The sequence below is a fragment of the Kitasatospora sp. NPDC024654 genome (assembly GCF_055559155.1).
Genome location: NZ_JBVHLF010000038.1, coordinates 48,815 through 71,019, shown reverse-complemented (window position 1 = coordinate 71,019; position 22,205 = coordinate 48,815). Strand labels below are relative to the sequence as shown.

Here is a 22,205-nt window from a genome sequence, read left to right as displayed (position 1 = left end):
ACGTAAAGACGAGAGAAGACGAAAGATCATGGCGAAGCGCATCGACGTCAGCGGACTGTCGGCCTACTACGGCGGGACCAAGGCCATCGAGGACATCTCGATGACCGTCGAGCCCCGTTCGGTGACGGCCTTCATCGGTCCCTCCGGCTGCGGCAAGTCCACCTTCCTGCGGACCCTCAACCGGATGCACGAGGTGATCCCCGGTGCCCGGGTCGAGGGCAAGGTGTTGCTGGACGACGAGAACCTGTACGGCCGGGACGTCGACCCGGTGGCGGTCCGACGGACCGTCGGGATGGTCTTCCAGCGCCCCAACCCGTTCCCCACCATGTCGATCTACGACAACGTGGTGGCCGGCCTGCGGCTGGCCGGGGTGAAGAAGAAGGCCGTGCTGGACGGCGTGGTGGAGAACTCGCTGAAGGGCGCCAACCTCTGGAACGAGGTCAAGGACCGGCTGAACAAGCCTGGCGCCGGGCTCTCCGGCGGCCAGCAGCAGCGGCTCTGCATCGCCCGGGCGATCGCGGTCGAGCCGCAGGTGCTGCTGATGGACGAGCCCTGCTCGGCCCTGGACCCGATCTCCACCCTCGCGATCGAGGACCTGATCGGCGAGCTCAAGTCGCGGTTCACCATCGTGATCGTCACCCACAACATGCAGCAGGCGGCCCGGGTCAGCGACCGCACCGCCTTCTTCAACCTGGCCGGGGTGGGCCAGCCCGGCAAGCTGATCGAGCTGGACGACACCCAGCGGATCTTCTCCAACCCGTCCGTGCAGGCCACCGAGGACTACATCTCCGGCCGCTTCGGCTGAGCCGCGGCCGCGGATGCGAGCTGCTCTGCGGTGCTGCATGGCGGTGCCGCCGCAGGGCATGAAGAAGGGCCCGCCCCCGGGACGCGGGGGCGGGCCCTTTCCTGGTCGGACCGGTCGGATCAGCCGATCAGCCGGTCGGTGATCCAGTAGGCCAGGGCGGCGACCCCGGCCGCGGCCGGCATGGTGATGAACCAGCCGAGCACGATGTTCTTGGCCACCCCCCAGCGGACCGCGCGGACCCGCTTGGTGGCGCCCACGCCCATGATCGCCGAGGTGATCACGTGGGTGGTGGAGATCGGCGCGGAGAAGACGTACGAGGTGATGTACATGATCGCCGCGGAGGTGCTCTCGGCGGCGAAGCCCTGCGGCGGGTCCAGCTCGATGATCTTGCGGCCGAGGGTCCGCATGATCCGCCAGCCGCCCGCGTAGGTGCCCAGCGACAGCATGGTGGCGCAGGAGATCTTCACCCAGATCGGGATCCCGTTGCCGTGCTGGTGACCCGAGATGGTCAGCGCCATGACCACGATGCCCATGGTCTTCTGGGCGTCCTGCAGACCGTGGGCGAGTGCCATCGCGGCGGCCGAGGCGGTCTGCGCGACCCGGAAGTTGCGCTTGGCCCGGTGCGGGTTGGCCCCCCGGAAGATCCACAGGATGGCCAGCATCACCAGGTAGCCGGCGATCAGGCCGACGATCGGCGAGATCACCATCGGCAGGATGATCTTCTCGATCACGCCGTGCCAGATCACCGTGGTGCCGCCGGCCAGCGCCGCGCCGACCAGGCCGCCGAAGAGCGCGTGCGAGGAGGAGGACGGCAGGCCGAAGTACCAGGTGGTCAGGTTCCAGGCGATGGCGCCGACCAGCGCGCCGAAGAGGATGGTCATCCCCTTGCTGCCGTGCGGGGTCTCGATCAGCCCCTTGGAGACGGTCTGCGCCACTCCGCTGCCGAGGAAGGCACCGGCCAGGTTCATCACCGCGGCCATCGCCAGCGCGGCCTTCGGGGTCAGTGCCCGGGTGGAGACCGAGGTGGCGATGGCGTTCGCCGAGTCGTGGAACCCGTTGGTGTACGTGAAGAAGAAGGCCACGCCGATGACGGCGATGAGTGCTGCCATGTCCACGCTGGTCAGGACTCCTTGACGGCGATGGTCTCCACCGTGTTCGCCACGTGCTCGAAGGCGTCGGCGGCCTCTTCCAGCACGTCGACCACCTGCTTGAGCTTGAGCACCTCGATCGCGTCGTACTGGCCGCTGAACAGGTGGGCGAGCAGCTTGCGGTGGATCTGGTCCGCCTGGTTCTCCAGCCGGTTGATCTCGATCCAGTACTCGTTCAGGCCGGCCATGCTGCGCAGGCTGGGCATCGCGGCGGCGGTCAGCTCGGCGGCCCGGGCCAGCACCTCGATCTGCTGCTCGACACCGGCCGGCAGGGTCTCGATGTCGTAGAGGACGACCAGGTCGACGGCCTCCTCCATGAAGTCCATGATGTCGTCCAGCGACGAGGCGAGGCTGTAGATGTCCTCGCGGTCGAAGGGCGTGATGAAGGAGGAGTTCAGCTGGTGGAAGATCGCGTGGGTGGTGTCGTCACCCGCGTGCTCGGCGGCGCGCATGCGCTCGACGATCTCCGCGCGGGTGGACAAGTCTGAGCCCAGCAGTTCCAGCAGGAGCTTCGAACCGACGACCAGGTTCTCCGCGGCGGCGGCGAACATGTCGTAGAAGCTCGTCTCCTTCGGGGTCAGGCTAAAACGCACGGAAATCTCCGATGTGCGGGGGACGGACTGAACGATGCTAGGTGCTCCGCGCCGGAATTGCGCAAACGGGTCAGCGGGGTGAACACGGGGAGCCTCAGTCTGGCGGAAGCCCGGGGGGATTGCCGCGGTGCTGGGCGCGGTGATCGGTCGAGCCGCTCGGACGGGGTAACCCGCCGGCGTCGCCGGTGCGGGACACTGGGGGCACCGGCGGCGATCGGCCGCGCAGCACGAGAAACGGGGCAGGCCGATGACCACCGAGAGCACCGGCACCGCGAGCGGCAGTACCGCGAACGGCGTGACCGAGCGCGCCGGTACCGCGCAGCACCAGGGGCCGCACGGCTACAGCGCGCACAAGGCGGACCACCTCAAGCGGCTGCGCCGGATCGAGGGTCAGGTCCGCGGGTTGCAGCGGATGGTCGAGGAGGACGTCTACTGCATCGACATCCTCACCCAGGTCTCGGCGGGCACCAAGGCGCTGCAGTCCTTCGCGCTCGCGCTGCTGGAGGAGCACGTCAAGCACTGCGTGGCGGCGGCCGCGGAGGAGGGCGGGCCGGAGATGGACCAGAAGGTGGCCGAGGCGATGACCGCGATCAGCCGGCTGCTGCGGAGCTGACCGGCCCGCCGCCCTCGCCGTCGGTGGCCTGCCGGGCCTGCTGCGCCTGCTGGAGCAACACCTCGTCGATCCGGGCGGTGGGCAGCCGCTCGTCGGTGCTGGCGGTGGCGGCGATCATCAGCTCGCCGGCCAGCTCGATCTCGTCGAGGGCCGCGCTGTCGTGGCCGATCCTTCGGTCCGCGGAGGACGACACCCTGCACCACCCCTTCAGCGCCCTGCACCCACCGGGCGGCAGCCACCCGGGTCCCAGCCTAGAGAGTGCCGGGAGCCCACCACATGGCACGGACGGGCCATCTCTGCCACCGAAACGGGTGGGCTGCCGCCCCCGACACCTCAGTTCTGCGGGCTGGCGGAGGAGTCCTGCAGCTGGACCACGTCGGCGGCGGGCGGCTCGGAGACGTTCACCGGCTGCCCGAACCCGCTGAGCGTCACCGTCGAGGTGACCTTGACCTGGTCCTTGGGGTTGCCGGAACCGGCGACCCCGGCGAAGGTGAACACCTCGGTCACCCGGCGCAGCCGGCCCTGGGCGTCCAGCCAGACGTCGTACGGGACCGCCTTGACAGTGAAGGTGTTGGCCGCCATCCGCAGTCCGTAGGCGCCGGCACCGCCGGTGGCGTCGGCGGCCTTGGCCAGGTCAAGGGTGCCCTTGTAGTGCTTGACGGCGACCCCGTCCACGGTGTCGCCGCCGACCAACTGGGCCTGCTGGACGCCGCGCAACGCCCCGGCGGCGTCGGCCGGGTCGGTCGCGCCGTTGCTGATCAGGTTGCCGTCGGCGAGCTGCCGGACGTCCAGCTTGACCCACTTGCCGGCCGGCACCTTGGCCCCGCTGTTCTGCAGGAAGACGATGCCGGGCTCGACCACCTCGACCACCGGGCCGTTGGTCGCGGCGCCCGGCGGGACGGTCACCTGCAGCCGGCCGATCCGCTTGGTGTAGTCGTAGGTCCCGGTGCCGGTGAACGAGGCCTGCTTGTTGGCGGACTCGGTGGTCAGCTGGGTGGCCGCCTGGGCGGAGCCGACGTGGCCGGTGAGGTCGGCGGCGTTGCGCACCGCCGTCAGCGGGTCGGCGGCCAGCGTGTCGGGTCCGCTGCTCTTGACGGCGTCCGCCGCGTCGGCCGAGCCGCCACCGCCGCCCGAGCAGGCCGCCAGGGAGACGGTCAACAGGGCGGCCACCGCCGCCGAGCCGAGGATCTGTGCGCCGCGACGCTGCGACTGGATCATGCTGCTCTCAACCCCCTCGGGCCCGGGCCCGGCACGCCGCCGCCCCTGCTGGACACGGCCTCACTGCCCCAACGAGCCGACGGCGGTCGGGTTACGAGCGGACCGGCGCGCGTAGGGCTTCGCGCGCCGGGGGCCGTGCGGGTTTACCGTGAACGACGTGCGTAAGGAGTCGTCGGCCTGGACCGACCCCCCTGCCCTCCCGAGCGGGGCCGTCCCCGCCGCGCGGGCCGGTGACGGCCCCGACGGGCACCGGGCGGAGGTCGCCGAGCGCGGGTCGTTCGCCCTCGCCAGTTGCAGCTGCGGCTGGTTCGCGCCGGCCCGACGCTCCCGGGACAAGGCCCGCCGGGACGCCCGGGAACACCTCGACCAGCCCGCCTGACCCACTGCCGGACTCAGGCCGCCAGGTCGGACTCGGGGGCGCGCTCGGTGCGCGCCGGGGGCACCGCCGGCTCGCGCCGGCGCCGCCGCGAGCCGCCGCTGCCGGCCGGCCCGGGCCGCCGCTGCGCGGTGATCAGCGGCGCGGCCGCCGTTCTGGTCACCGCGTGGCAGAACGGCACCAGTACCGCCATCGCGATCGGCGCCAGCAGCAGCACCACCGCGGCCGCCAGCGCGTAGCCGCCCAGCACGTCGGTGGGGTAGTGCACACCCATGAACATCCGGCAGAAGCCCTGCAGCAGGGCGAGCCCGCCGGCGATCGCGCCGAGCCGGCGGTTCACCAGGAAGAGCGCCACCGCGAAGGCCATCGCGATGGTCGAGTGGTCGCTGACGAAGGAGTGGGTGCCGGCCTTGCCGGCCACCAGCACGTCCAGCCCGGGGTGGTCCACGAACGGGCGCGGCCGGTCGACGATCGCGGCGATCGGCAGGTTGGCGAGCTCGGCGAGGCCCACCGAGATCGGGGCCCACAGCACGCCGGCCACCGCGACCGGGGCGTCCGGCCGGCGACGGGCCTGCAGCCAGCCGACCAGGCAGAGCAGCAGCAGGCCGATCAGGATGCCGTACTCGCCGGTCCAGGAGACCAGGTGGTCGAACCAGCCGGGGGCCACCTTGGCCCAGCCGTTGATGGTGTAGAGGAGGCTGACGTCCGGATTGCTGGTGTCGGCCAACAGCGTCGACACGCCGTACCTCCTGGAATCTGCCGTCTGATCAGTTCGTGGTCCGTCCGTCCCGGCCGTGCGTTCCTGTCACAGGACGGAACTTCTGCCGCAGGAGGGACTTCTGCCGCAGGACAGAACGAGACATCCGGCGCACAGCGTTCCACGAGGACACACTGTTATGGAAACTTGACCAGACGGGCACAACTCCGGCACGCCGTCACGCGTCTGCTGACCGGCGATCAGGTGTGGCCCGGGTCCGAGCCGCCGGTGATGGTCCCGTCCGCACCGCGCTGCGGCAGCGCGCTGGCGCCGTCCGGAGTGACCCGGGTGGCGCCGATGTAGTCCGGTTGGTCGATCCTGTCATAGCGGATCACCGCCCCGGTGTGCGGCGCGTTGATCATGTAGCCGCCGCCGACGTAGATCCCGACGTGGTGGATGGTGCGCGGGTCGTTCAGGTCGGTGGCGAAGAAGACCAGGTCGCCGGGGCGGAGTTGGTCGCGGGACGGGTGCGGGCCGGCGTACCACTGGTCGTTGGCCACCCGGGGGAGGCTGATGCCCACCGAGGCGAAGGCGGCCTGGGTCAGCCCGGAGCAGTCGAACTGGCCGTTCTGCGAGGGGAGCCCCTCACCGCCCCACAGGTACGGGGTGCCCAGCTTGGTCTGCGCGAAGTAGATCGCGCCGGAGGCCTGTGGGGAGACCACCAGGGTGCTGGCCGGGGTCTGCGCGGTGAAGCTGACCATCAGTGACTTGATCGAGCGGACGTAGCCCTGGGTCTCCTGGTACGGCGGGACGCCCCGGTGGGCGATCACCGCGTAGGGGCCGGCGTTGTAGGCGGCCAGCAGGTTGTCCTGCGGGTCGCCGGGGACGGTGGCGGTGTCCTGGGCGAGCGCGCAGTCGTAGTTGGCGGCGGCGGGGATCGCGTCGGCCGGGTTCCAGATGTCCTTCCTGCCGTCACCGGTGGCGTCCACGCCGTAGGTTGCCCAGGTGTCCGGCATGAACTGGGCGATGCCCTCGGCGCCCACGCTGCTGCGGGCCGTCGGGTCGAAGCCGCTCTCCTGGTAGAGCTGTGCGGCCAGCATGGGGGGCGAGATCTGCGGGCACCTGGTGCCCCACTGCTGGATCAGCGCCTGGTAGGCGGCCGGGACGGTGCCCGGTGCGAGCGTCAGGCCACCGCCGGTGCCGCCGAGTTGGACCGCTCCGCTGGCCGCGTACGTGCCGACGCCGATCACGCCGAGGAAGCCGAATGCAACAGCTCCCGCCAAGGCCGCTGTCCGCAGGCCGTTCCGGAGTACCATCAGCACCATCCCGATGCACTGTCAGAGCGCTTGTGTCCCACGGACAGAGCCTCCGGCTCGGCACCGGAACGCATATGCCCCCCGCATGCGCCAGTCTGTTCCACCGAAGCCCCCACCAGTCTGCGGCAAGGCGTTGCCCAGTGCAATCATCGGAGATACAAAGAGTGAGCGCTATCCTAACTACGGTGGTCATCCTGGCGTACAAGCCCGATGCCGCGCGACCAATCCACCAGAAGTAGCCAAGTCGACATCAGATCTGGCCAAGAATGGGTCCCAGCCCTTCGCGCGACCCCGCTGAGGGGCCTTGAATTTGCCTGACCGGGCGGTGAGACAGGAATGCACTTGAGCGACGTAGTCAGCAGGGTGGGTGGCACGGTGGGTGGCTATGCCCGCAGCTACCTGATCGCGGATCCGACCCCCGCCCCCAGTAGCGGTAAGGGCAATATCAACACCATTATCGGTGGGATCGCCCCGGATTGGGGTCCTTTCTCGACCCTCGGGTCCGAGGCGCGGGTCATGGTGGAGGTCGTGATGGCGGTGGCCATCCTGGCCTGCCTGGCCATCGCGGTCTGGGGGGCCGCCAAGCAGCGGATCGGGGCCACCGCGATGCGCGACACTTTCAGTGCCGAGCAGGGCAAGGGGCTGATCATCGCCGGGCTGACCGGCGTGTTCATCATTGGATCGTTGGGCACTCTGTTCACCATTGTCTACGGCATGTCCATCTGACGACCAGATAGTCAGTCCAGAGCATGCCGGGCTGGACGACCCGCTACCGGGGTGCCCCCGGACCGCAACCCCGGAGCCTCCACCGGCTCCCCGTCCCAGGAGGGCCGCCGTGCCGTTGCCCGACGACCAGCCGCACACCAGGACGCGGCTGCCGGTCGGCGAACAGTCCTCCGTCCAGCCTTCGCTCCGTCAGTCCAGGCCGCTGCGCACCCTGCTGACGGTGCTGGTGGTGGTGACCCTGCTGGTGGTCGCCATCTCCATCGCCAACCACGACGGGAGCCTGGCCGGCGGCGGGTCGGCCGACCCGTCCGGCGCGGCCGCCCCACCGCCGCCGGGCGGCTCGGCGGCCACCGCGGCCAGTGGCGTACAGCCCGTCACCACCACCACCAACGGCATCGCCACCGGGTACCCCGACACCGACCAGGGCGCCCAGTCGGCCGCCGCCAACTACGCCGTCGCGCTGGGCGGCGCGGACATGTTCCGGGCCGACGGGCGGCGGGCGGTACTCACCGCCATCGCCGACCCGTCCGCGCTCGGCGCCCTGCAGACCCGGCTCGACCAGGCGATCACCCCCGACGTGCTGAGCCAGTACGGCCTCGACGCGCAGGGCAACGCCCCGCAGGGGCTCACCTTCGTCAGCCGGGCCGTGCCGGTCGGCACCCGCACCGACGGGTACACCGCCGCCGCGACCAAGGCCATGGTGTGGTGCGTGGGGCTCGGCGGGCTGGCCGGGACCAGCTCCACCAAGCCGGTCGCCGAGAACTGGTACACCCTCACCCTCAGCCTGCACTGGACCGGCACGGACTGGAAGCTCACCGACTACAGCCGGCAGAACGGGCCCGCCCCGGTCCCGGCGGACCAGCAGGCCGCCAGCGCCGACGAGATCACCAGCGCCGTCCAGCAGTTCGGAGGCTTCCGCTATGCCCGCTGACGGCTCCGCCCGGTCCTTCCTCCGCCGCGCCGGCCGCCTGGGTGCGGCGCTGGCGGTCATGCAGCTCGCGGCGCTGCTGACGGCCCAACGGGTGTTCGCGGCGCCGGGGGCTCCGTCGCCGTCGCCGTCCGCCGCCAACACCAACTGCCCGAGCATCCCCTTCGCGAACGACGGGATCCTCTGCGTCAACGGTCCTGGCAGCGCCACCATCCCCGGCACTTCTGGGGTGGGCTCCGTCACCGATCCGCTCGGGTCGCTCGCCAAGGGCTGTGCGCAGGCCGCCGCGTGGGTGGTGCGGAGCCTGTCGGGGGCGATCGACGGCACCACGCAGGTGGACTTCACCAACAGCGCGTTCCTCCAGCAGTACGCGGTGGTCTTCGCCGCCTCGACGGTGGTCACCCTGGTGCTCTGGCTGCTCGCGGTGACCAAGCGGGCGGTCCGCGGCGCGCCGCTCACCCAGGCGATCTCGGAGGCGATCGGCTTCCTCTGGCTCACCGTGGTCGCCTCCGCGTTCACCCCGTTGATCCTGTACACCGTGGTCAGCGCGACCGACGGCCTCACCGCGGCCATCGCGGCCGGCACCAAGTCCGACACCGGCACCTATCTGGGCGGGTTCGCCAACACCCTGGAGAACGGTTCGATCGGTGGTGGCCCGCTGATCCTGATCCTGGTCTCGCTGGTGGCCGTGCTGGCCGCCGCGGTGCTCTGGATCGAGCTGTGGATCCGGACCGCGATGCTGTACGTGGGCGCGCTGCTCGGCACCGCGGTCTACGCGGGCCTGGTGGACAAGCAGCTGTGGAAGCACGTCCGGCGCTGGGCCGGCCTGATGGCCGCCGTGGACCTGGCCAAGCCGGTGATCGTGATCATCCTGGGGCTGGCCGGCGCGGTGGCGATGGGCTCCGGCGCCTCGGACGACTTCGCCCGGGTGATCGCTGGTCTGGCCATCCTCGCCCTCTCGATCTTCACCAGCGGCGCGATCTACCGTTTCGTGCCGGGCTTCGGCGACGAGATGATGCACCTGCGGAACGCCCGGGCCAGCGCGGTGTCGGCCGGTTCGGCGATGATCAACGGTCCGGCCAACCTGGTCAAGCAGGGCATCTCGACGCACGGCTCGCGCGGCGGCGTGGAGGCGGCCTCGCCGAGCGGCGGCGCGGGCGGTGCCGGGTCGGTGGCCACCGGCATCGCCGCGCACGGCTCGCGAACTCCGTCGGCCCCACCGGTGCCGCCCCCGACGGCGCCGCCGGCGCAGAATCCAGCGAAGGGAGGGTGACGCACCATGAGCAGTGAACCGTTCGGCCAGTACGGTGGGCCGTACGCCCAGCCATACGTGCACCAGCGCCGCACCTATCTGATCGGGAAGTCCCGGCCCAACGCGCCGATCGGCCGCAACCGGGAGTCCGGCGAGATCCTTCTGATCATCTTCGGTGCCTTCCTGGGCATGATGTGGGGCCTGCTGATGCCGATCCTGTCGTTGCGGATCGCCGGCCTGGTCGGCCTCCCGCTGCTGGCGATCGCCGCGGTCTACATCCCGTACCGGCGTCGGACGTTCTACAAGTGGGTGGAGATCAACCGCAGCTACCGGCGGACGGTGCGCAGCGGCCGTGCGGTCTGGCAGTCCACGGCGATGGACGCCGGCACCCGGCTGGACGGCCGGGAGGTGGAGGTCGGCCCGCCGCCCGGGGTGGGCCGGCTGCGCTGGCTGAGCGCTCCGTTCGGGCCGGACGAGGTCGGCGTGCTGATGCACCTGGAGCGGCGCACGGTGACCGCGGCGATCGAGATCGAGGGCCCGGGCGTCGGCCTGCGCGACTCGGAGGACCAGGAGGCGCTGGTCGACCGGTTCGGCACGCTGCTCAAGCACGTCGCCAACGGGGACGGCTTCGTGACCCGGCTGCAGATCCTGGCCCGCACGCTGCCCGCCGACCCGGACGCGCACGCCAAGGACGTCGAGCGGCGCGGTGACCACAACGCCCCGCGTTGGCTGCAGGACTCGTACGACCAGTTGCAGTCGATGGTGTCGACCTCGTCCGAGCAGCACCGGGCCTACCTGGTCGCCTGCATGCACTACACCCGGGACCTCGCGGCCGAGGCGCACGCCATGGGCCGCACCGCGAACGGGCAGCGGGTCCGCGACGACGACGGGCTGGCCGCCGTGATGGCGCGCGAACTGACCGACATCTGCGCGCGCCTGGCGGAGGCCGACATCCGGGTCCGACAGCCGCTGGGCCAGGCCCGGCTCTCCTCGCTGCTGCACTCGATGTACGACCCGGACCACCCGATCGACCACATCCAGGCGATGAGCCGGCGCAACGCCTGGCCGGCCGAGCTGGACGCCACCCACCCGCAGTACCTGCAGGCCAAGACCCGCGAGTCGGAGACCCGGGAGCCCTGGTGCCACGCCACCGCCTGGGTGAAGGAGTGGCCGCTCACCCCGGTCGGCGTCAACTTCCTGGCGCCGCTGCTGGTGCACACCCCGGACGTGATCCGCACGGTCGCCGTCACGATGGACCTGGAGCCCACCGACGTGGCCATCGAGCGGATGCTCACCGAGAAGACGAACGACGAGGCGGAGGCCAGCCGGGCCGCCAAGATGAACCGCACGGTGGACCCGCGCGACCTGGCCCACACCGGCCGGGTCGACCAGCGCGGCGACGACCTGGCCTCCGGCGCGGCCGGGGTCAACCTGGTCGGCTACATCACGGTCTCCTCCCGCAACCCCGAGGCGCTGGCCCGCGACAAGCGGACCATCCGGGCCTCGGCCGGCAAGAGCTACCTCAAGCTGGAGTGGTGCGACCGCGAGCACCACCGGGCGTTCGTCAACACCCTGCCGTTCGCCACCGGCATCCGCCGCTGATCCTGGGGGTCCGATGGTCTCTCCGCTCACCTCCCTGACCGACGCCTTCACCAGCCTGATGTTCGGCAAGGTGGAGACCACCCGATTGCCGGTCCGCACCTCGACCGGCCAGGCCCAGGCGGTCTACCTGCCCACCGCGGCACCGGGGTTGGGGGACTCGGGGGTGATCATCGGCCGCGAGGTCTACAGCGGGAAGGGGTACGTCTACGACCCGTTCCAGCTCTACGGGCAGCAACTCCCGGCCCCGCACTGGCTGGTGCTCGGCGAGTCCGGCAACGGCAAGTCGGCGCTGGAGAAGACCTACGTGCTGCGCCAACTGCGCTTCCGTGACCGGCAGGTGGTGGTGCTGGACGCGCAGGGCGAGGACGGCGTCGGCGAATGGAACCTGATCGCCGACGCGTTGGGGATAAAGTCCATCCGGTTGGACCCGATGGCGGCCCGGGACGGCGGGGTCAAGCTGAACCCGCTGGACCCGGCGATCACCACCACCGGCCAGCTCTCGCTGTTGCGGACCATCATCGAGGTCGCGATGGGCCGCGGTCTGGAGGAGCGGGCCGGGTTCGCGCTGAAGGCCGCCCACGCGCACGTCCGGGCCACCGTGACGGACCGCCAGCCGATCCTGGGCGACGTCATCGACACCCTGCGCAAGCCCGACCTCTCCTCGGTGGAGTCGCTCGGGGTCGCACCGGGGGACGTCCAGTCCTGGGGGCTGGACGTGGCGCTGGTGCTGGACCGGCTGGTCGACGGCGACCTGCGCGGCATGTTCGACGGCCCGACCAGCATCGGCATCGACCTGGACGCGCCGCTGATCGTCTTCGACCTCTCGCACATCGACCGCAACTCGATCGCGATGCCGATCCTGATGGCGATCGTCGGGGTCTGGCTGGAGCACACCTGGATCCGCCCCGACCGGAAGAAGCGGATCTTCCTGGTCGAGGAGGCCTGGCACATCATCAACAGCCCGTTCGTGGCGCAGCTCTTCCAGCGGCTGCTGAAGTTCGGCCGCCGGCTCGGGCTGTCCTTCGTCGCGGTGGTCCACCACCTCTCGGACGTGGTGGACGGCGCGGCGGCCAAGGAGGCCTCGGCGATCCTCAAGATGGCCTCCACCCGGACCATCTACATGCAGAAGGCCGACGAGGCCAGGGCCACCGGGCGGGTGCTCGGCCTGCCACGCTGGGCGGTGGAGATCATCCCGACCCTGTCGCCGGGCATCGCGGTCTGGGACGTCAACGGCAACGTCCAGGTGGTGAAGCACATCATCACCGAGGCCGAACGGCCGCTGGTCTACACCGACCGCGCGATGACCGAGGACGCGGTGGCCGAACGGATCCGCGCCGAGCGGCAGCTGGAGGCCGAGCCGGGGGTCTGACCCCCCGGCCGGAACGACCCCGGCTCAGATCGCCGGGTGACCCTCGGGCAGCGGCGGCGGCGCCGGTGGGGTCTCCGGGGTGCCGGGCAGCCGCATGGTGGCGAGGGCGCCGGGACCACCGTCCCCGGCCGGGCCGAGCGAGACCTGACCGCCGCTGGCCTCCACGGTCTGCGCGACGATCGACAGGCCCAGCCCCGAGCCCGGCAGCTGCCGGGAGGACGGCGAGCGCCAGAACCGGTCGAAGACGTACTGCAGCTCCTCGGTGGGGATTCCCGGGCCGTGGTCGCGCACGGTCAGCTGGCCGCCGCGCAGCCGGACCTCGACCGGGGCGCCCGGCGGGCTGTACTTCACCGCGTTGTCCAGCAGGTTCATCACGGCCCGCTCCAGCGCGGCCGCGTCGGCCCGGACGTACCAGGGCTCCAGCTCGACCCGGAAGTCCAGCCCGGGCCCGCGCAGCTTGCCGCGTTCGACCGCCCGCGCGGCGATCTCGTGCATGGCGACGGTGGCCACGTTCTGGCCGGGGCGCGGCGAGTCCGGCTTGGAGAGCTGGAGCAGGTCGCCGATCAGCAGGGTCAGCTCCTGCATCTGCGCCTTCATGTTGCCGAGCAGCTTGGCGCGGGTGGCCGGCGGCAGCGGGCGGCCGGTCTGGTCGCTGCGGATCAGCAGGTCGACGTTGGTGCGCAGCGAGGTGAGCGGGGTGCGCAGCTCGTGGCCCGCGTCGGCGATCAGCCGGGTCTGCAGGTCACGGGAGTTGGCCAGCGCGGTGCTCATCGAGTTGAACGAGCTGGCCAACCGGGCGATCTCGTCGTTGCCGTGCACCGGGATGGTGGTGCCGACCTCCTCGGTGCGGGCGATGTGCTCCACCATCTCGGTGAGCTCGTGCACCGGCTTGAGCCCGGCGCGGGCGACCACCCGGCCGGTGAACCCGGCGCCGAGCGCGCCGAGCGCGGCGACGGCGACCAGCAGGAAGGCGAGGTCGCGCAGCGAGTGCTCGGTGCTGGTCAGCGAGATCGCGCTGAGCAGGATGACCGGGCCGGTGTTGGGGTCGTTGACCATCACCACCCGCACCTCGACCGGGATGCCGTTGACGAAGGTGCCGGAGCGGTAGGTGGCCTGGCCGGGGGAGTAGCCGACCGCGCTCAGGTCGGAGGGCTGGATGTTGATGCCCTGGGTGGAGTCGCCCAGGAGACAGACCGACGAGCCGTCCGGTGCGACCAACTGGGTACTGGCCTGGTCGGCCACCGACGGCGCGGGCGGTTTGCCGGCGGTGCCGCCGCCGGTCTGCGAGCCGCCGCCGGGCAGCCACGGCTTCACCGGGTGGGCCGCCGCGTTCGCCACGGCCGCCGCCTGGGCGGCGACCGGGTTGTCCCGGCAGAAGTCCCCCTTCGGCGTGGCGAAGATGCTGGGCTTCCGGGTCGCGGTGGCCAGGTTCTGCCTGACCTGGGTGTACAGCCGGTCCTTGAGCACGAACCAGCAGGCCACCGAGCAGAGCGCGATGGCCACCGCCACGGCGGCCGCCGTCAGGATGGCCAGCCGGCTGCGCAGTGAGCGGTCGTGGTACCAGCGGGAGACCCGCCCCCGTCGTCTTGTCTCCGTGGTCATGACTCTCAGGCCGCCGTGCCCGCGGGCGCGCGCAGGGCGTAGCCGACGCCGCGGACCGTCTGGATCAGGCGCGGCATGCCGCCCTGCTCGGTCTTGCGGCGCAGGTACATCACGTAGACGTCCAGCGAGTTGGAGGAGGGTTCGAAGTCGAAGCCCCAGACCGCCTTGAGGATCTGCTCGCGGGTGAGCACCTGGCGCGGGTGCGCCAGGAACATCTCCAGCAGCATGAACTCGGTCCGGGTCAGCTCGACCGGCCGGCCGTCCCGGGTGACCTCCCGGGTGGCGGTGTTCATCCGCAGGTCGGCGAAGGCGAGCACCTCGGAGTCGTCCTCGACCGCGGTGGCCCGGGCCGCGGCCTCGGCGGCGAGCGCGTTGCGCCGGAGCAGGGCGCGGACCCGGGCGAGCAGCTCGTCGAGTTCGAACGGCTTGGCGAGGTAGTCGTCCGCACCCACGTCCAGGCCGGTGACCCGGTCGCCGACGGCGTCCCGCGCGGTGAGCATCAGCACCGGCGCGGTGTCCCCGCGCGAGCGCATCCGGCGCACGGCCGTGAGGCCGTCCATCCGGGGCATCATGATGTCGAGCAGCACCAGGTCGGGCTTCTCGCGCTCGACGGCGTCCAGCGCCTCGTAGCCGTCGGTGGCGGTGCTGACCTCGTAGCCCTCGAAGGCGAGGCTGCTCTCCAGTGCGTCCCGCAGGGCGGGCTCGTCGTCGACCACGAGCAGGCGCGCTGGAGCGCCCGGCTGCTCGGCAGGAGTGCGGTCGTCGGCGGGAGGAGTCATCGGCGGTGGGCCCTCTCTTGTTTCGGAAGGGGTCTAGCCATTGTGCGGCGTGGGAGACGCTTACAGGGACTGACCGGCCTGCAACTTCGGCAGGACCTGCTTGACGGAGTTGATCGGGATGGCGAATCCGAGGCCGACGCTGCCGGCCTGGCCGGAGTCGCTGGAGCTGGAGCCGCTGCCCGAGTACATGGCGGAGTTGATCCCGATCACCTGGCCGTTGGCGTTGAGCAGCGGGCCGCCGGAGTTGCCGGGGTTGAGCGCGGCGTCGGTCTGCAGCGCCGAGTAGGTGGCGGTGTCCGCGGAGCTCCCGCCGGAACCGGCGCCGGACCCGCCGGAGCGGCCGCCGCCGTAGCCCGGGAAGCCGGGGAAGCTGGGGAAGCCGAACCCGCCGTTGCCGCGCGTGGTGGTCTCGTCGACCTGGACGCTGACCTGGCGGTTCTTGGCGCTGATGATGCCTGCGGTGACCGTGCCGGTGAGGCCGTCCGGGTTGCCGATGGCGACCACGGGGTCGCCGACCGCCATCGCGTCGGAGTCGCCGAGGACGGCCGGGGCGAGGCCGCTGGCGTTGTCCGCGGTGATCACCGCGACGTCCATCGACTTGTCGGTGCCGGTGACCTTGGCGGTGGTCTTGCTGCCGTCGTGGTAGGTGACGGTGATGCTGCCGCCCTGGTCGACGGCGCCCGCGATGACGTGGAAGTTGGTGAGGATCTGCCCGTTGGCGGTGAGGATCACGCCGGTGCCGGTGTCGGTGGCGTCCTCGGTCTGCACGACGATCTGGACCACGCTGGGGGAGACCGTGCTGGCGATGGCCGCGACGTCCGCGGTGCCGTCGGACTTGGCCGCCACCGGGGTGACCAGGGTGGTGGCCGCGGCGCTGGTGGTGCGGTGCGCGTCGCTGACCGCGGCGCCGGCCACCCCGCCGATCAGCGCGGAGACCGCGGCGACGGCGGTGACCAGGGCGAGCCTGCCGCGCAGGAAGCCGTTGCGGGCCGCGCGCCGGCCGGGGCCGGGGACGAAGCCGTCCGGGCCGGGCTGGCCGGCCGGGTCACCACCGCCCCAACCGGGCGGGGCGGGGGGCAGCGGCGGCGCCGGCGGCGGAGCGGAGTGGTAGCCGGCGCCCGCGTCCGGCGTGGAGAAGTCCTGGATGTACTGAGCGGTGGGCGCCCCGGCCGGCGTCGGCGGGAGGAGGTGCCCCGACTCATCTGCGGTAGTGCGGTACTGGTCGCTCATGGGACCCAAGTTCCGCCCGCAGGATGAGGATCCCATGAGAGCTGGGTCAGAACGGGCAGAGAAGCCCGTTGACTTCTCATAAGCAGGGGTTACTCTGCGCCCGGCCCGTCGCAGCCGCAGGAGCGTCGGATGACCAGGCGGGACGGGAACTGGCGGACCCGCTCGGTGTCCGAGCCGGGCACCATCAGCGAGTCGTCGAGCACCAGCTCCACCGCGGCCCGGGCCATCGCGTCCCGGTCGCTGGCCACCGTGGTCAGCGGCGGGTCGGCCAGCGCGGCCTCGGGCACGTCGTCGAAGCCGGCCACCGCGAGGTCCTCCGGCACCCGCAGGCCGACCTCGCGGGCCGCCCGGAGCAGGCCGATCGCCTGGTCGTCGGTCGAGCAGAAGATGGCCGGTGGCCGCTCGGGGGAGCGCAGCAGCTCCAACGCGACCCGGTACGCGCCGTAGCGGTTGAAGGGCGCGTCGAGCAGGTGGGGCTCGGTGGGCAGGCCGTGCGCCTCCATCGCGCGCTGCCAGCCCTCGATGTGGTCGATCACCGGGTCGCCGGGCGCGGGGGACTCCACCGGGCCGCCGAAGCAGACCACGTACGGGTGACCGTGCTCCTCCAGCAGGTGACGGACGGCGAGTTCGGCCCCGCCCACGTCATCGGTGACCACCGCGACGTCGTCGATCGCCTCGGGCCGGCGGTGCAGCAGCACCACCTTGGCGCCCTCCATCGCGGCGAACTCCTCGGCGGCGCGCTGCGAGGGGCCCTGGCTGACCAGGATCAGACCGGAGACCCGCATCCCGAGGAAGGCCCGGACGTAGTGCACCTCGCGGTCGTCCGCGTAGTCCGAGTTGCCGATCAGCACCAGCTTGCCGCGGTCGGAGGCGGCCCGTTCGACGGCGTGCGCCATCTCGGCGAAGAAGGGCTGCCGGGCGTCCGGCACGACCATGCCGATCAGGTTGGTCCGGCGGGAGGCCATCGCCTGCGCGACGCTGTTCGGCCGGTAGCCGAGCTGCTCGATCGCGGCGAGCACCTTCTCCTTGGTCGCGGGCGCGACGGGTCGCGGTCCGTCGTTGATGACATAGCTGACGACCGCGGTCGAGGTCCCAGCCAATCTGGCTACATCGTCGCGCGTCACCTTGGCCACGGGGGGAGTCTACGCGTGTCGGCCCAGTACCGGAGCGGCCGGGCCCGACGCCGTTCGGCCGGGCCCGGCGGGGTCAGCCCTCGCGGACCAGCGCGGGACCGTCCGGCTCCTCGACGGCGGCCCGCTCGGCCTTGTCGCCCTGGGAGGGCACGACGAAGCGGTAGCCCACGTTCCGGACGGTGCCGATCAGCTGCTCGTGCTCGACGCCGAGCTTGGCCCGCAGCCGGCGGACGTGCACGTCCACCGTGCGGGTGCCGCCGAAGTAGTCGTAGCCCCAGACCTCCTGCAGCAGCTGGGCCCGGGTGAAGACCCGGCCGGGGTGCTGGGCGAGGTACTTGAGCAGCTCGAACTCCTTGAAGGTGAGGTCGAGCACCCGGCCCTTGAGCTTGGCGGAGTAGGTCGCCTCGTCCACCGAGAGGTCGCCGTTGCGGATCTCCATCGGGCTGTCGTCGACCGCGACCTGCTGCTTGCGACCCGTCGCCAGCCGCAGCCGGGCCTCCACCTCGGCCGGGCCGGCGGTGTCCAGCAGCACGTCGTCGACGCCCCAGTCGGCGGTGACCGCGGCCAGGCCGCCCTCGGTGACCACCAGGATCAGCGGCGCGCTGACGCCGGTGGAGCGCAGCAGCTGGCAGAGGCTGCGGATCTGCGGGAGGTCGCGACGGCCGTCGACCAGTATCACGTCGGCGCTGGGCGTGTCGACGAGCGCCGAGCCCTCGGCCGGGGCGACCCGTACCTGGTGCAGCAGGAGCCCGAGGGCCGGCAGCACCTCCGCCGACGGCTGCAGCGCGTTGGTGAGCAGGAGGAGGGAGCTCATAACCCGGGTCGTCCCCTTTCCAACAACTGGACGGGTGGCCTACCACTCGCAAGGACTTCCGTATCGGGGTCCTGAAAGCACAAAAGGACCCGGGGGCGACTCTGCCCGGATCCCTTGACGGACCAGGATAGCCCACCGCACCCGCCCGGCGCAGGGCCGGCGGGCGTGATCAAGCTCGCGCCGGAGGCCCGTGCGCCCCGGCGCCGACCGGGCCGACCTGCGGGGTTCCCGGCCCGGGTGGGCCCCGGGCATCATGGAGCACGGCACCGACCGGCACCCTGGGTGCACACCTTCGAGAAGGGGCCGTCATGAACGCGACCACCGAACCGTCCCCCGGCCTTCGGCCGGGAGGTACCCCCATGGCCGTGGTGACCGGCACGATCCGCTACTGGGCCGCCGCCAAGGCGGAGGCCGGCGTGGCCGAGGAGCCGTACCGGGCCGCGACGCTGGCCGAGGCGCTGGCGCAGGCGCGCGGCCGGCACGTCGAGCGGCCGCGGTTCGCCCGGGTGCTCGGGATCTGCTCGTTCCTGGTGGACGGCGAGCCGGTGGGCGCCCGGGACCACGCCACGGTGGAGCTGACCGAGGGCGGCACGGTCGAGGTGCTGCCGCCCTTCGCCGGGGGCTGACGGTTCCGGTTCGGGTTCGGGCTCGGGTTCCGGCCGAGTTGCCGGCTGGAACCATGCCCATGGTCAGATCGTCGTACCACAGACAGTTGATGGCGTTGCTGACCATGGACGGAAGGACACTCCGATGCGGACCTTGATCAAAGCGGCCGTCGCCGTCCTGGTGCTCGGCGGGCTGCTGGGCGGGGCCGATCGGATCGCACTGTCGGTCGCCGAGGGCCAGGCCGCGGACCGGCTGGCGAACAAGCAGGGGATCAGCGGCCGCCCGTCGGTGACCATCGAGGGCTTCCCCTTCCTCACCCAGGTGATCGACAAGAAGTTCGACGACGTTCGGCTCTCGGCGGACTCGGTGAACGTCTCGGGTGCCGGTCAGACGGTCCAACTGAACGCCTTCTCCGCGCGGTTGAGCGGGGTTCAGGTGAACAGCGGTTACACCTCGGCGACGGTGGACTCCGGCACCGGGTCGGGCCGGCTGCCGTACCAGGAGGTGGAGCAGCTGCTCGGGCTCGGCTCCCAGGTCACCCTGGGGTACGGCGGGCCCGGGGAGCTCAAGGTCGGTTACCAGCTGATGGGGCAGACCCTGAGCGCCATGGTCAAGCTGCGGGTCAACGGCAACCAGGTGCAGGTGGCCGACGTGAGCGGGCTGGCCGGGGTGGGCGCGCTGCCGGGCCTCGGCGGGATGATCAGTTCGGCGGTGGACTCCAGGAGCTTCGCGCTGCAGGGGTTGCCGGTGGGTCTCGCGCTGAGCCAGGTGACGCCGGAGCCGGACGGGCTGGCGCTCTCGTTCCAGGGCAGCCATGTGCAGCTGGTCGGCACCTGAGGACCGGCGCGGACGGTCCCGCCTTCCCGCCGAGGGCGAAAGGCCAAGGGCGGCCCAAATCTCGCTATCTGGATGATTTCGTCTCGCGATTCGATACGTTGATGACAGGGTCGCGTCCGGCTCCCTAGCATCGTCCCCATGAAGCGACAGGCGGATCTCACGAAGCGGCGGGCGGTGGACCTCTGCCGCGTGGCCACCTGCCTGTGTCGAATGCGCTGATCGGCGGCCTGCTTCGGCAGAATTGACCCGCCGCACGCCCGCTCCCCGGCCTGAACAGGCGGTTTCCGTCTGCGGCCGTTCCGATGCACCGCCCGTTGGCACCGCCGGCCCCACCCGTCCCATTATCCGGACACCTGTTCGGAAAAGTGATACGAGCGCTCGGGGCCCCGCCGGGCACCCCACCTTCCGCCAACCGCCCCCGGATGGAGAACAGCACATGAGCCGCAGCGACGTCCTGGTCGACGCCGACTGGGTCCAGGCCCACCTGGACGACCCCAAGGTGGTCGTCGTCGAGGTCGACGAGGACACCTCCGCGTACGACAAGAACCACATCCGCAACGCCGTCCGGATCGACTGGAAGAAGGACCTCCAGGACCCGGTCCGCCGCGACTTCGTCGACCAGGCCGGCTTCGAGGCGCTGCTCAGCGCCAAGGGCATCGCCAACGACGACACCGTGGTGCTCTACGGCGGCAACAACAACTGGTTCGCCTCCTACGCCTTCTGGTACTTCAAGCTCTACGGCCACCGCGACGTCCGCCTGCTGGACGGCGGCCGCAAGAAGTGGGAGCTGGACTCGCGCGACCTGGTCGACGGCTCCGAGGTCCCGCAGCGCCCGGCCACCCGGTACCAGGCGCAGGCCCAGGACAGCTCGATCCGCGCCTTCCGCGACGACGTGATCGCCGCGATCGGCAGCAAGAACCTGGTCGACGTCCGCTCGCCCGACGAGTTCTCCGGCCGCCTGCTCGCCCCGGCCCACCTGCCGCAGGAGCAGTCGCAGCGCCCGGGCCACGTGCCGAGCGCCCGCAACATCCCGTGGTCGAAGAACGCCAACGACGACGGCACCTTCAAGTCGGACGAGGAGCTCAAGGAGCTCTACGCGTCCGAGGGCGTGGACCTGTCCAAGGAGACCATCGCCTACTGCCGGATCGGCGAGCGCTCCGCGCTCACCTGGTTCGTGCTGCACCAGCTGCTCGGCCAGAAGAACGTGAGGAACTACGACGGCTCCTGGACCGAGTACGGCAGCCTGGTCGGCGTGCCGATCGAGCTCGGCGCCAACTGAGCACCCGCAGTACCCGTAGGAAGGAGACCGAGACATGTGTGGTGCGAAGGCCGGCGGCCCGGATCTGGCAGGAGTTGACGTGGCGAGCGAGACGATCATCCAGGGCTCGGTGACCCGGAACGGCGAGCCGGTCAACGGCTACGTGCGGCTGCTCGACGAGCGGGGCGAGTTCACCGCCGAGGTGCCCACCTCGGCCACCGGGCAGTTCCGCTTCTTCGCGGCCCCGGGCAAGTGGACGGTGCGCGCGCTGGTGCCGGGCCGGTCGGTGGACCGCGTGGTGGTCGCCTCCCAGGGCGGCCAGGCCGAGGTGTCGATCGCGGTCTGACCCGCGTGCGCCCGCCCGGACGTCCCGAGAGCCCCTGCCGTCGGCGGGGGCTCTCGCCGTACCGTGGAAGGGTGCAGCAACGGCGCCGGCACGGCCTCTACTTCGCGATGATGGGCGTCTGCCTCGGGCTCTTCGTCCTGGCCTGGGGAGTCGTGCGGTTCTTCTCGGTGCCGGCCGCGATCGGGATGTGCCTCTTCGCGATGGTGATCCCGCCGCTGGCGGCGATCTTCGCCAACAAGCGGGACCCCGAGGACGACTGGTGGCGGGACCCGCGCTGGGACGACCCGCACTGGGAGCAGCCCGGCCACGACCGGGACAAGCCGGACCACGAGCCGCGCCAGTAGCGGCTCAGTAGACCAGGGCCTGCGTGTCGTCGGCCATGATCTCACTGAGGAAGACCTGAGCGCCCGCGATGCGGACACCGGGGACGGTGTCGGCCTGCTCGATGCCACGCCGCATCGCGCACTGGGTGCAGAGCGTGACCGTGCCGGCCGCCAGCACCGACTCCAGCAGCTCGGGCAGCGGCGCCGCGTGCGGCAGCTCGAACTCCGCTGCCCGGCCGGGCAGCGCGAACCAGGAGGACTCCCCGGTCAGCCAGAGCGAGACCGGGACCCCGCTGGCGACCGCGACCGCGGCGACGGTGAAGGCCTGCGAGCAGCGCTCGGGGGCGTCGGCTCCGGCGGTGACCTTGATGACGAGCTTCTTCGACACGTGCCAAACCCTATGCCCTGGCCCGCCCCGCCCCGCCCCGCCCCGCCCCGGCCCGCCCCGGCCCGCCCCGGGACGCCGCGACGCGGATTTCGGTCGAGTCCGGGCCTCACCGCGAACACCGGGGCGGTGCCGGATAGACTCGCGCCGTCATCGTCTGTCCGCTTACCTCCGCCCCCCGGGAGCGCCTCGTGTCCGGTCTCGAATGGTTCTTCGACAGCCTGCTGGCCCTGATGGCCGTGCTGATCG

26 protein-coding genes are annotated in these 22,205 nt (G+C 71.4%); 14 read left to right on the top strand and 12 right to left on the bottom strand.

The annotated features are described in order from the left end of the window. Nucleotides 1-28 precede the first annotated feature (28 nt). Nucleotides 29-805: a phosphate ABC transporter ATP-binding protein PstB gene (gene pstB / locus ACZ38L_RS22530; protein ID WP_465696311.1), complete on the top strand. Its 777-nt coding sequence runs from the start codon at nt 29-31 to the stop codon at nt 803-805. A gap of 119 nt (nt 806-924) precedes the next feature. On the opposite strand, the gene ACZ38L_RS22525 is transcribed toward pstB, so the two are convergent. Both ACZ38L_RS22525 and ACZ38L_RS22520 read right to left on the bottom strand, forming a co-directional pair. Then, a complete protein-coding gene (locus ACZ38L_RS22525) occupies nt 925-1,920 on the bottom strand; it encodes an inorganic phosphate transporter (RefSeq protein ID WP_465696309.1) in 996 nt (331 codons plus the stop codon). A gap of 5 nt (nt 1,921-1,925) precedes the next feature. Then, a complete protein-coding gene (locus tag ACZ38L_RS22520; RefSeq protein ID WP_396566527.1) occupies nt 1,926-2,546 on the bottom strand; it encodes a DUF47 domain-containing protein in 621 nt (206 codons plus the stop codon). 247 nt (nt 2,547-2,793) lie between these two features. Here ACZ38L_RS22520 and ACZ38L_RS22515 point away from each other — a divergent pair, with 247 nt between their 5' ends. Further along, on the top strand, nt 2,794-3,159 hold the full coding sequence (locus tag ACZ38L_RS22515) for a metal-sensitive transcriptional regulator (RefSeq protein ID WP_396566529.1): 366 nt from the start codon (nt 2,794-2,796) through the stop codon (nt 3,157-3,159). Here the strand turns inward: ACZ38L_RS22515 and ACZ38L_RS22510 are convergent. Continuing rightward, nucleotides 3,137-3,352, bottom strand: coding sequence for a hypothetical protein (locus tag ACZ38L_RS22510; protein WP_465696306.1), 216 nt, complete (start codon nt 3,350-3,352; stop codon nt 3,137-3,139). The two genes, ACZ38L_RS22515 and ACZ38L_RS22510, sit on opposite strands and share 23 nt — an antisense overlap. 140 nt (nt 3,353-3,492) lie before the next feature. Then, on the bottom strand, nt 3,493-4,377 hold the full coding sequence (locus ACZ38L_RS22505; RefSeq protein ID WP_465696304.1) for an SCO4651 family lipoprotein: 885 nt from the start codon (nt 4,375-4,377) through the stop codon (nt 3,493-3,495). 157 nt (nt 4,378-4,534) lie between these two features. Between ACZ38L_RS22505 and ACZ38L_RS22500 the strand changes: the two genes are divergently transcribed. Then, nucleotides 4,535-4,756 carry a hypothetical protein gene (locus ACZ38L_RS22500; RefSeq protein ID WP_465696302.1) on the top strand — a complete coding sequence of 74 codons (222 nt, stop codon included), beginning with the start codon at nt 4,535-4,537 and terminating at the stop codon, nt 4,754-4,756. 13 nt (nt 4,757-4,769) lie between these two features. Here ACZ38L_RS22500 and ACZ38L_RS22495 read toward each other — a convergent pair whose 3' ends face one another. Both ACZ38L_RS22495 and ACZ38L_RS22490 read right to left on the bottom strand, forming a co-directional pair. After that, nucleotides 4,770-5,492 (bottom strand): phosphatase PAP2 family protein, encoded by a 723-nt coding sequence (locus ACZ38L_RS22495; RefSeq protein WP_465696300.1) that lies wholly within the window; start codon nt 5,490-5,492, stop codon nt 4,770-4,772. Nucleotides 5,493-5,710: 218 nt separating this feature from the next. Next, a complete protein-coding gene (locus ACZ38L_RS22490) occupies nt 5,711-6,766 on the bottom strand; it encodes a bifunctional lytic transglycosylase/C40 family peptidase (RefSeq protein WP_465696334.1) in 1,056 nt (351 codons plus the stop codon). A 402-nt stretch (nt 6,767-7,168) separates the two neighbouring features. Between ACZ38L_RS22490 and ACZ38L_RS22485 the strand changes: the two genes are divergently transcribed. The 5 genes from ACZ38L_RS22485 to ACZ38L_RS22465 all read left to right on the top strand — a co-directional run bounded on the left by ACZ38L_RS22485 (nt 7,169) and on the right by ACZ38L_RS22465 (nt 12,643). Beyond that, the gene (locus tag ACZ38L_RS22485) at nt 7,169-7,492 is read left to right on the top strand and encodes a hypothetical protein (RefSeq protein ID WP_396566716.1); all 324 of its coding nucleotides are present in this window, start codon (nt 7,169-7,171) and stop codon (nt 7,490-7,492) included. A 109-nt stretch (nt 7,493-7,601) separates the two neighbouring features. Continuing rightward, on the top strand, nt 7,602-8,423 hold the full coding sequence (locus tag ACZ38L_RS22480; RefSeq protein ID WP_465696298.1) for a hypothetical protein: 822 nt from the start codon (nt 7,602-7,604) through the stop codon (nt 8,421-8,423). Further along, nucleotides 8,413-9,693 carry a hypothetical protein gene (locus ACZ38L_RS22475; RefSeq protein ID WP_465696296.1) on the top strand — a complete coding sequence of 427 codons (1,281 nt, stop codon included), beginning with the start codon at nt 8,413-8,415 and terminating at the stop codon, nt 9,691-9,693. The genes ACZ38L_RS22480 and ACZ38L_RS22475 overlap by 11 nt, the downstream gene beginning before the upstream one ends. 6 nt (nt 9,694-9,699) lie before the next feature. Beyond that, on the top strand, nt 9,700-11,274 hold the full coding sequence (locus tag ACZ38L_RS22470) for an SCO6880 family protein (RefSeq protein WP_465696294.1): 1,575 nt from the start codon (nt 9,700-9,702) through the stop codon (nt 11,272-11,274). 13 nt (nt 11,275-11,287) lie between these two features. Further along, nucleotides 11,288-12,643: an ATP-binding protein gene (locus tag ACZ38L_RS22465; RefSeq protein WP_465696292.1), complete on the top strand. Its 1,356-nt coding sequence runs from the start codon at nt 11,288-11,290 to the stop codon at nt 12,641-12,643. A 24-nt stretch (nt 12,644-12,667) separates the two neighbouring features. Here ACZ38L_RS22465 and ACZ38L_RS22460 read toward each other — a convergent pair whose 3' ends face one another. The 5 genes from ACZ38L_RS22460 to ACZ38L_RS22440 all read right to left on the bottom strand — a co-directional run bounded on the left by ACZ38L_RS22460 (nt 12,668) and on the right by ACZ38L_RS22440 (nt 18,201). Further along, nucleotides 12,668-14,245, bottom strand: coding sequence for a sensor histidine kinase (locus ACZ38L_RS22460; RefSeq protein ID WP_465696290.1), 1,578 nt, complete (start codon nt 14,243-14,245; stop codon nt 12,668-12,670). A gap of 5 nt (nt 14,246-14,250) precedes the next feature. Next, nucleotides 14,251-15,024, bottom strand: coding sequence for a response regulator transcription factor (locus ACZ38L_RS22455; RefSeq protein ID WP_396566549.1), 774 nt, complete (start codon nt 15,022-15,024; stop codon nt 14,251-14,253). 60 nt (nt 15,025-15,084) lie between these two features. Next, on the bottom strand, nt 15,085-16,254 hold the full coding sequence (locus ACZ38L_RS22450; RefSeq protein WP_465696287.1) for a S1C family serine protease: 1,170 nt from the start codon (nt 16,252-16,254) through the stop codon (nt 15,085-15,087). An 89-nt stretch (nt 16,255-16,343) separates the two neighbouring features. Then, nucleotides 16,344-17,387: a LacI family DNA-binding transcriptional regulator gene (locus tag ACZ38L_RS22445; protein ID WP_465696285.1), complete on the bottom strand. Its 1,044-nt coding sequence runs from the start codon at nt 17,385-17,387 to the stop codon at nt 16,344-16,346. 73 nt (nt 17,388-17,460) lie between these two features. Beyond that, nucleotides 17,461-18,201 (bottom strand): response regulator transcription factor, encoded by a 741-nt coding sequence (locus tag ACZ38L_RS22440; protein WP_465696284.1) that lies wholly within the window; start codon nt 18,199-18,201, stop codon nt 17,461-17,463. A 359-nt stretch (nt 18,202-18,560) separates the two neighbouring features. Between ACZ38L_RS22440 and ACZ38L_RS22435 the strand changes: the two genes are divergently transcribed. From ACZ38L_RS22435 to ACZ38L_RS22410, 6 genes are all read left to right on the top strand, one after another. Next, entirely contained in the window at nt 18,561-18,827 is a 267-nt protein-coding gene (locus ACZ38L_RS22435) for a MoaD/ThiS family protein (protein ID WP_465696282.1), read from the top strand. 124 nt (nt 18,828-18,951) lie between these two features. After that, nucleotides 18,952-19,644, top strand: coding sequence for an LmeA family phospholipid-binding protein (locus tag ACZ38L_RS22430; RefSeq protein ID WP_465696280.1), 693 nt, complete (start codon nt 18,952-18,954; stop codon nt 19,642-19,644). 138 nt (nt 19,645-19,782) lie between these two features. After that, a complete protein-coding gene (locus ACZ38L_RS22425) occupies nt 19,783-19,863 on the top strand; it encodes an Ms5788A family Cys-rich leader peptide (RefSeq protein ID WP_354645012.1) in 81 nt (26 codons plus the stop codon). Nucleotides 19,864-20,080: 217 nt separating this feature from the next. Then, nucleotides 20,081-20,923, top strand: coding sequence for a sulfurtransferase (locus ACZ38L_RS22420; protein WP_465696278.1), 843 nt, complete (start codon nt 20,081-20,083; stop codon nt 20,921-20,923). Between the two features lie 34 nt (nt 20,924-20,957). After that, nucleotides 20,958-21,248 (top strand): DUF1416 domain-containing protein, encoded by a 291-nt coding sequence (locus ACZ38L_RS22415; RefSeq protein WP_465696276.1) that lies wholly within the window; start codon nt 20,958-20,960, stop codon nt 21,246-21,248. Between the two features lie 71 nt (nt 21,249-21,319). Continuing rightward, nucleotides 21,320-21,592, top strand: coding sequence for a DUF3099 domain-containing protein (locus ACZ38L_RS22410; RefSeq protein WP_465696274.1), 273 nt, complete (start codon nt 21,320-21,322; stop codon nt 21,590-21,592). A gap of 4 nt (nt 21,593-21,596) precedes the next feature. On the opposite strand, the gene ACZ38L_RS22405 is transcribed toward ACZ38L_RS22410, so the two are convergent. After that, a complete protein-coding gene (locus ACZ38L_RS22405) occupies nt 21,597-21,959 on the bottom strand; it encodes a DsrE family protein (RefSeq protein ID WP_396566565.1) in 363 nt (120 codons plus the stop codon). Between the last annotated feature and the right edge of the window lie 246 nt (nt 21,960-22,205).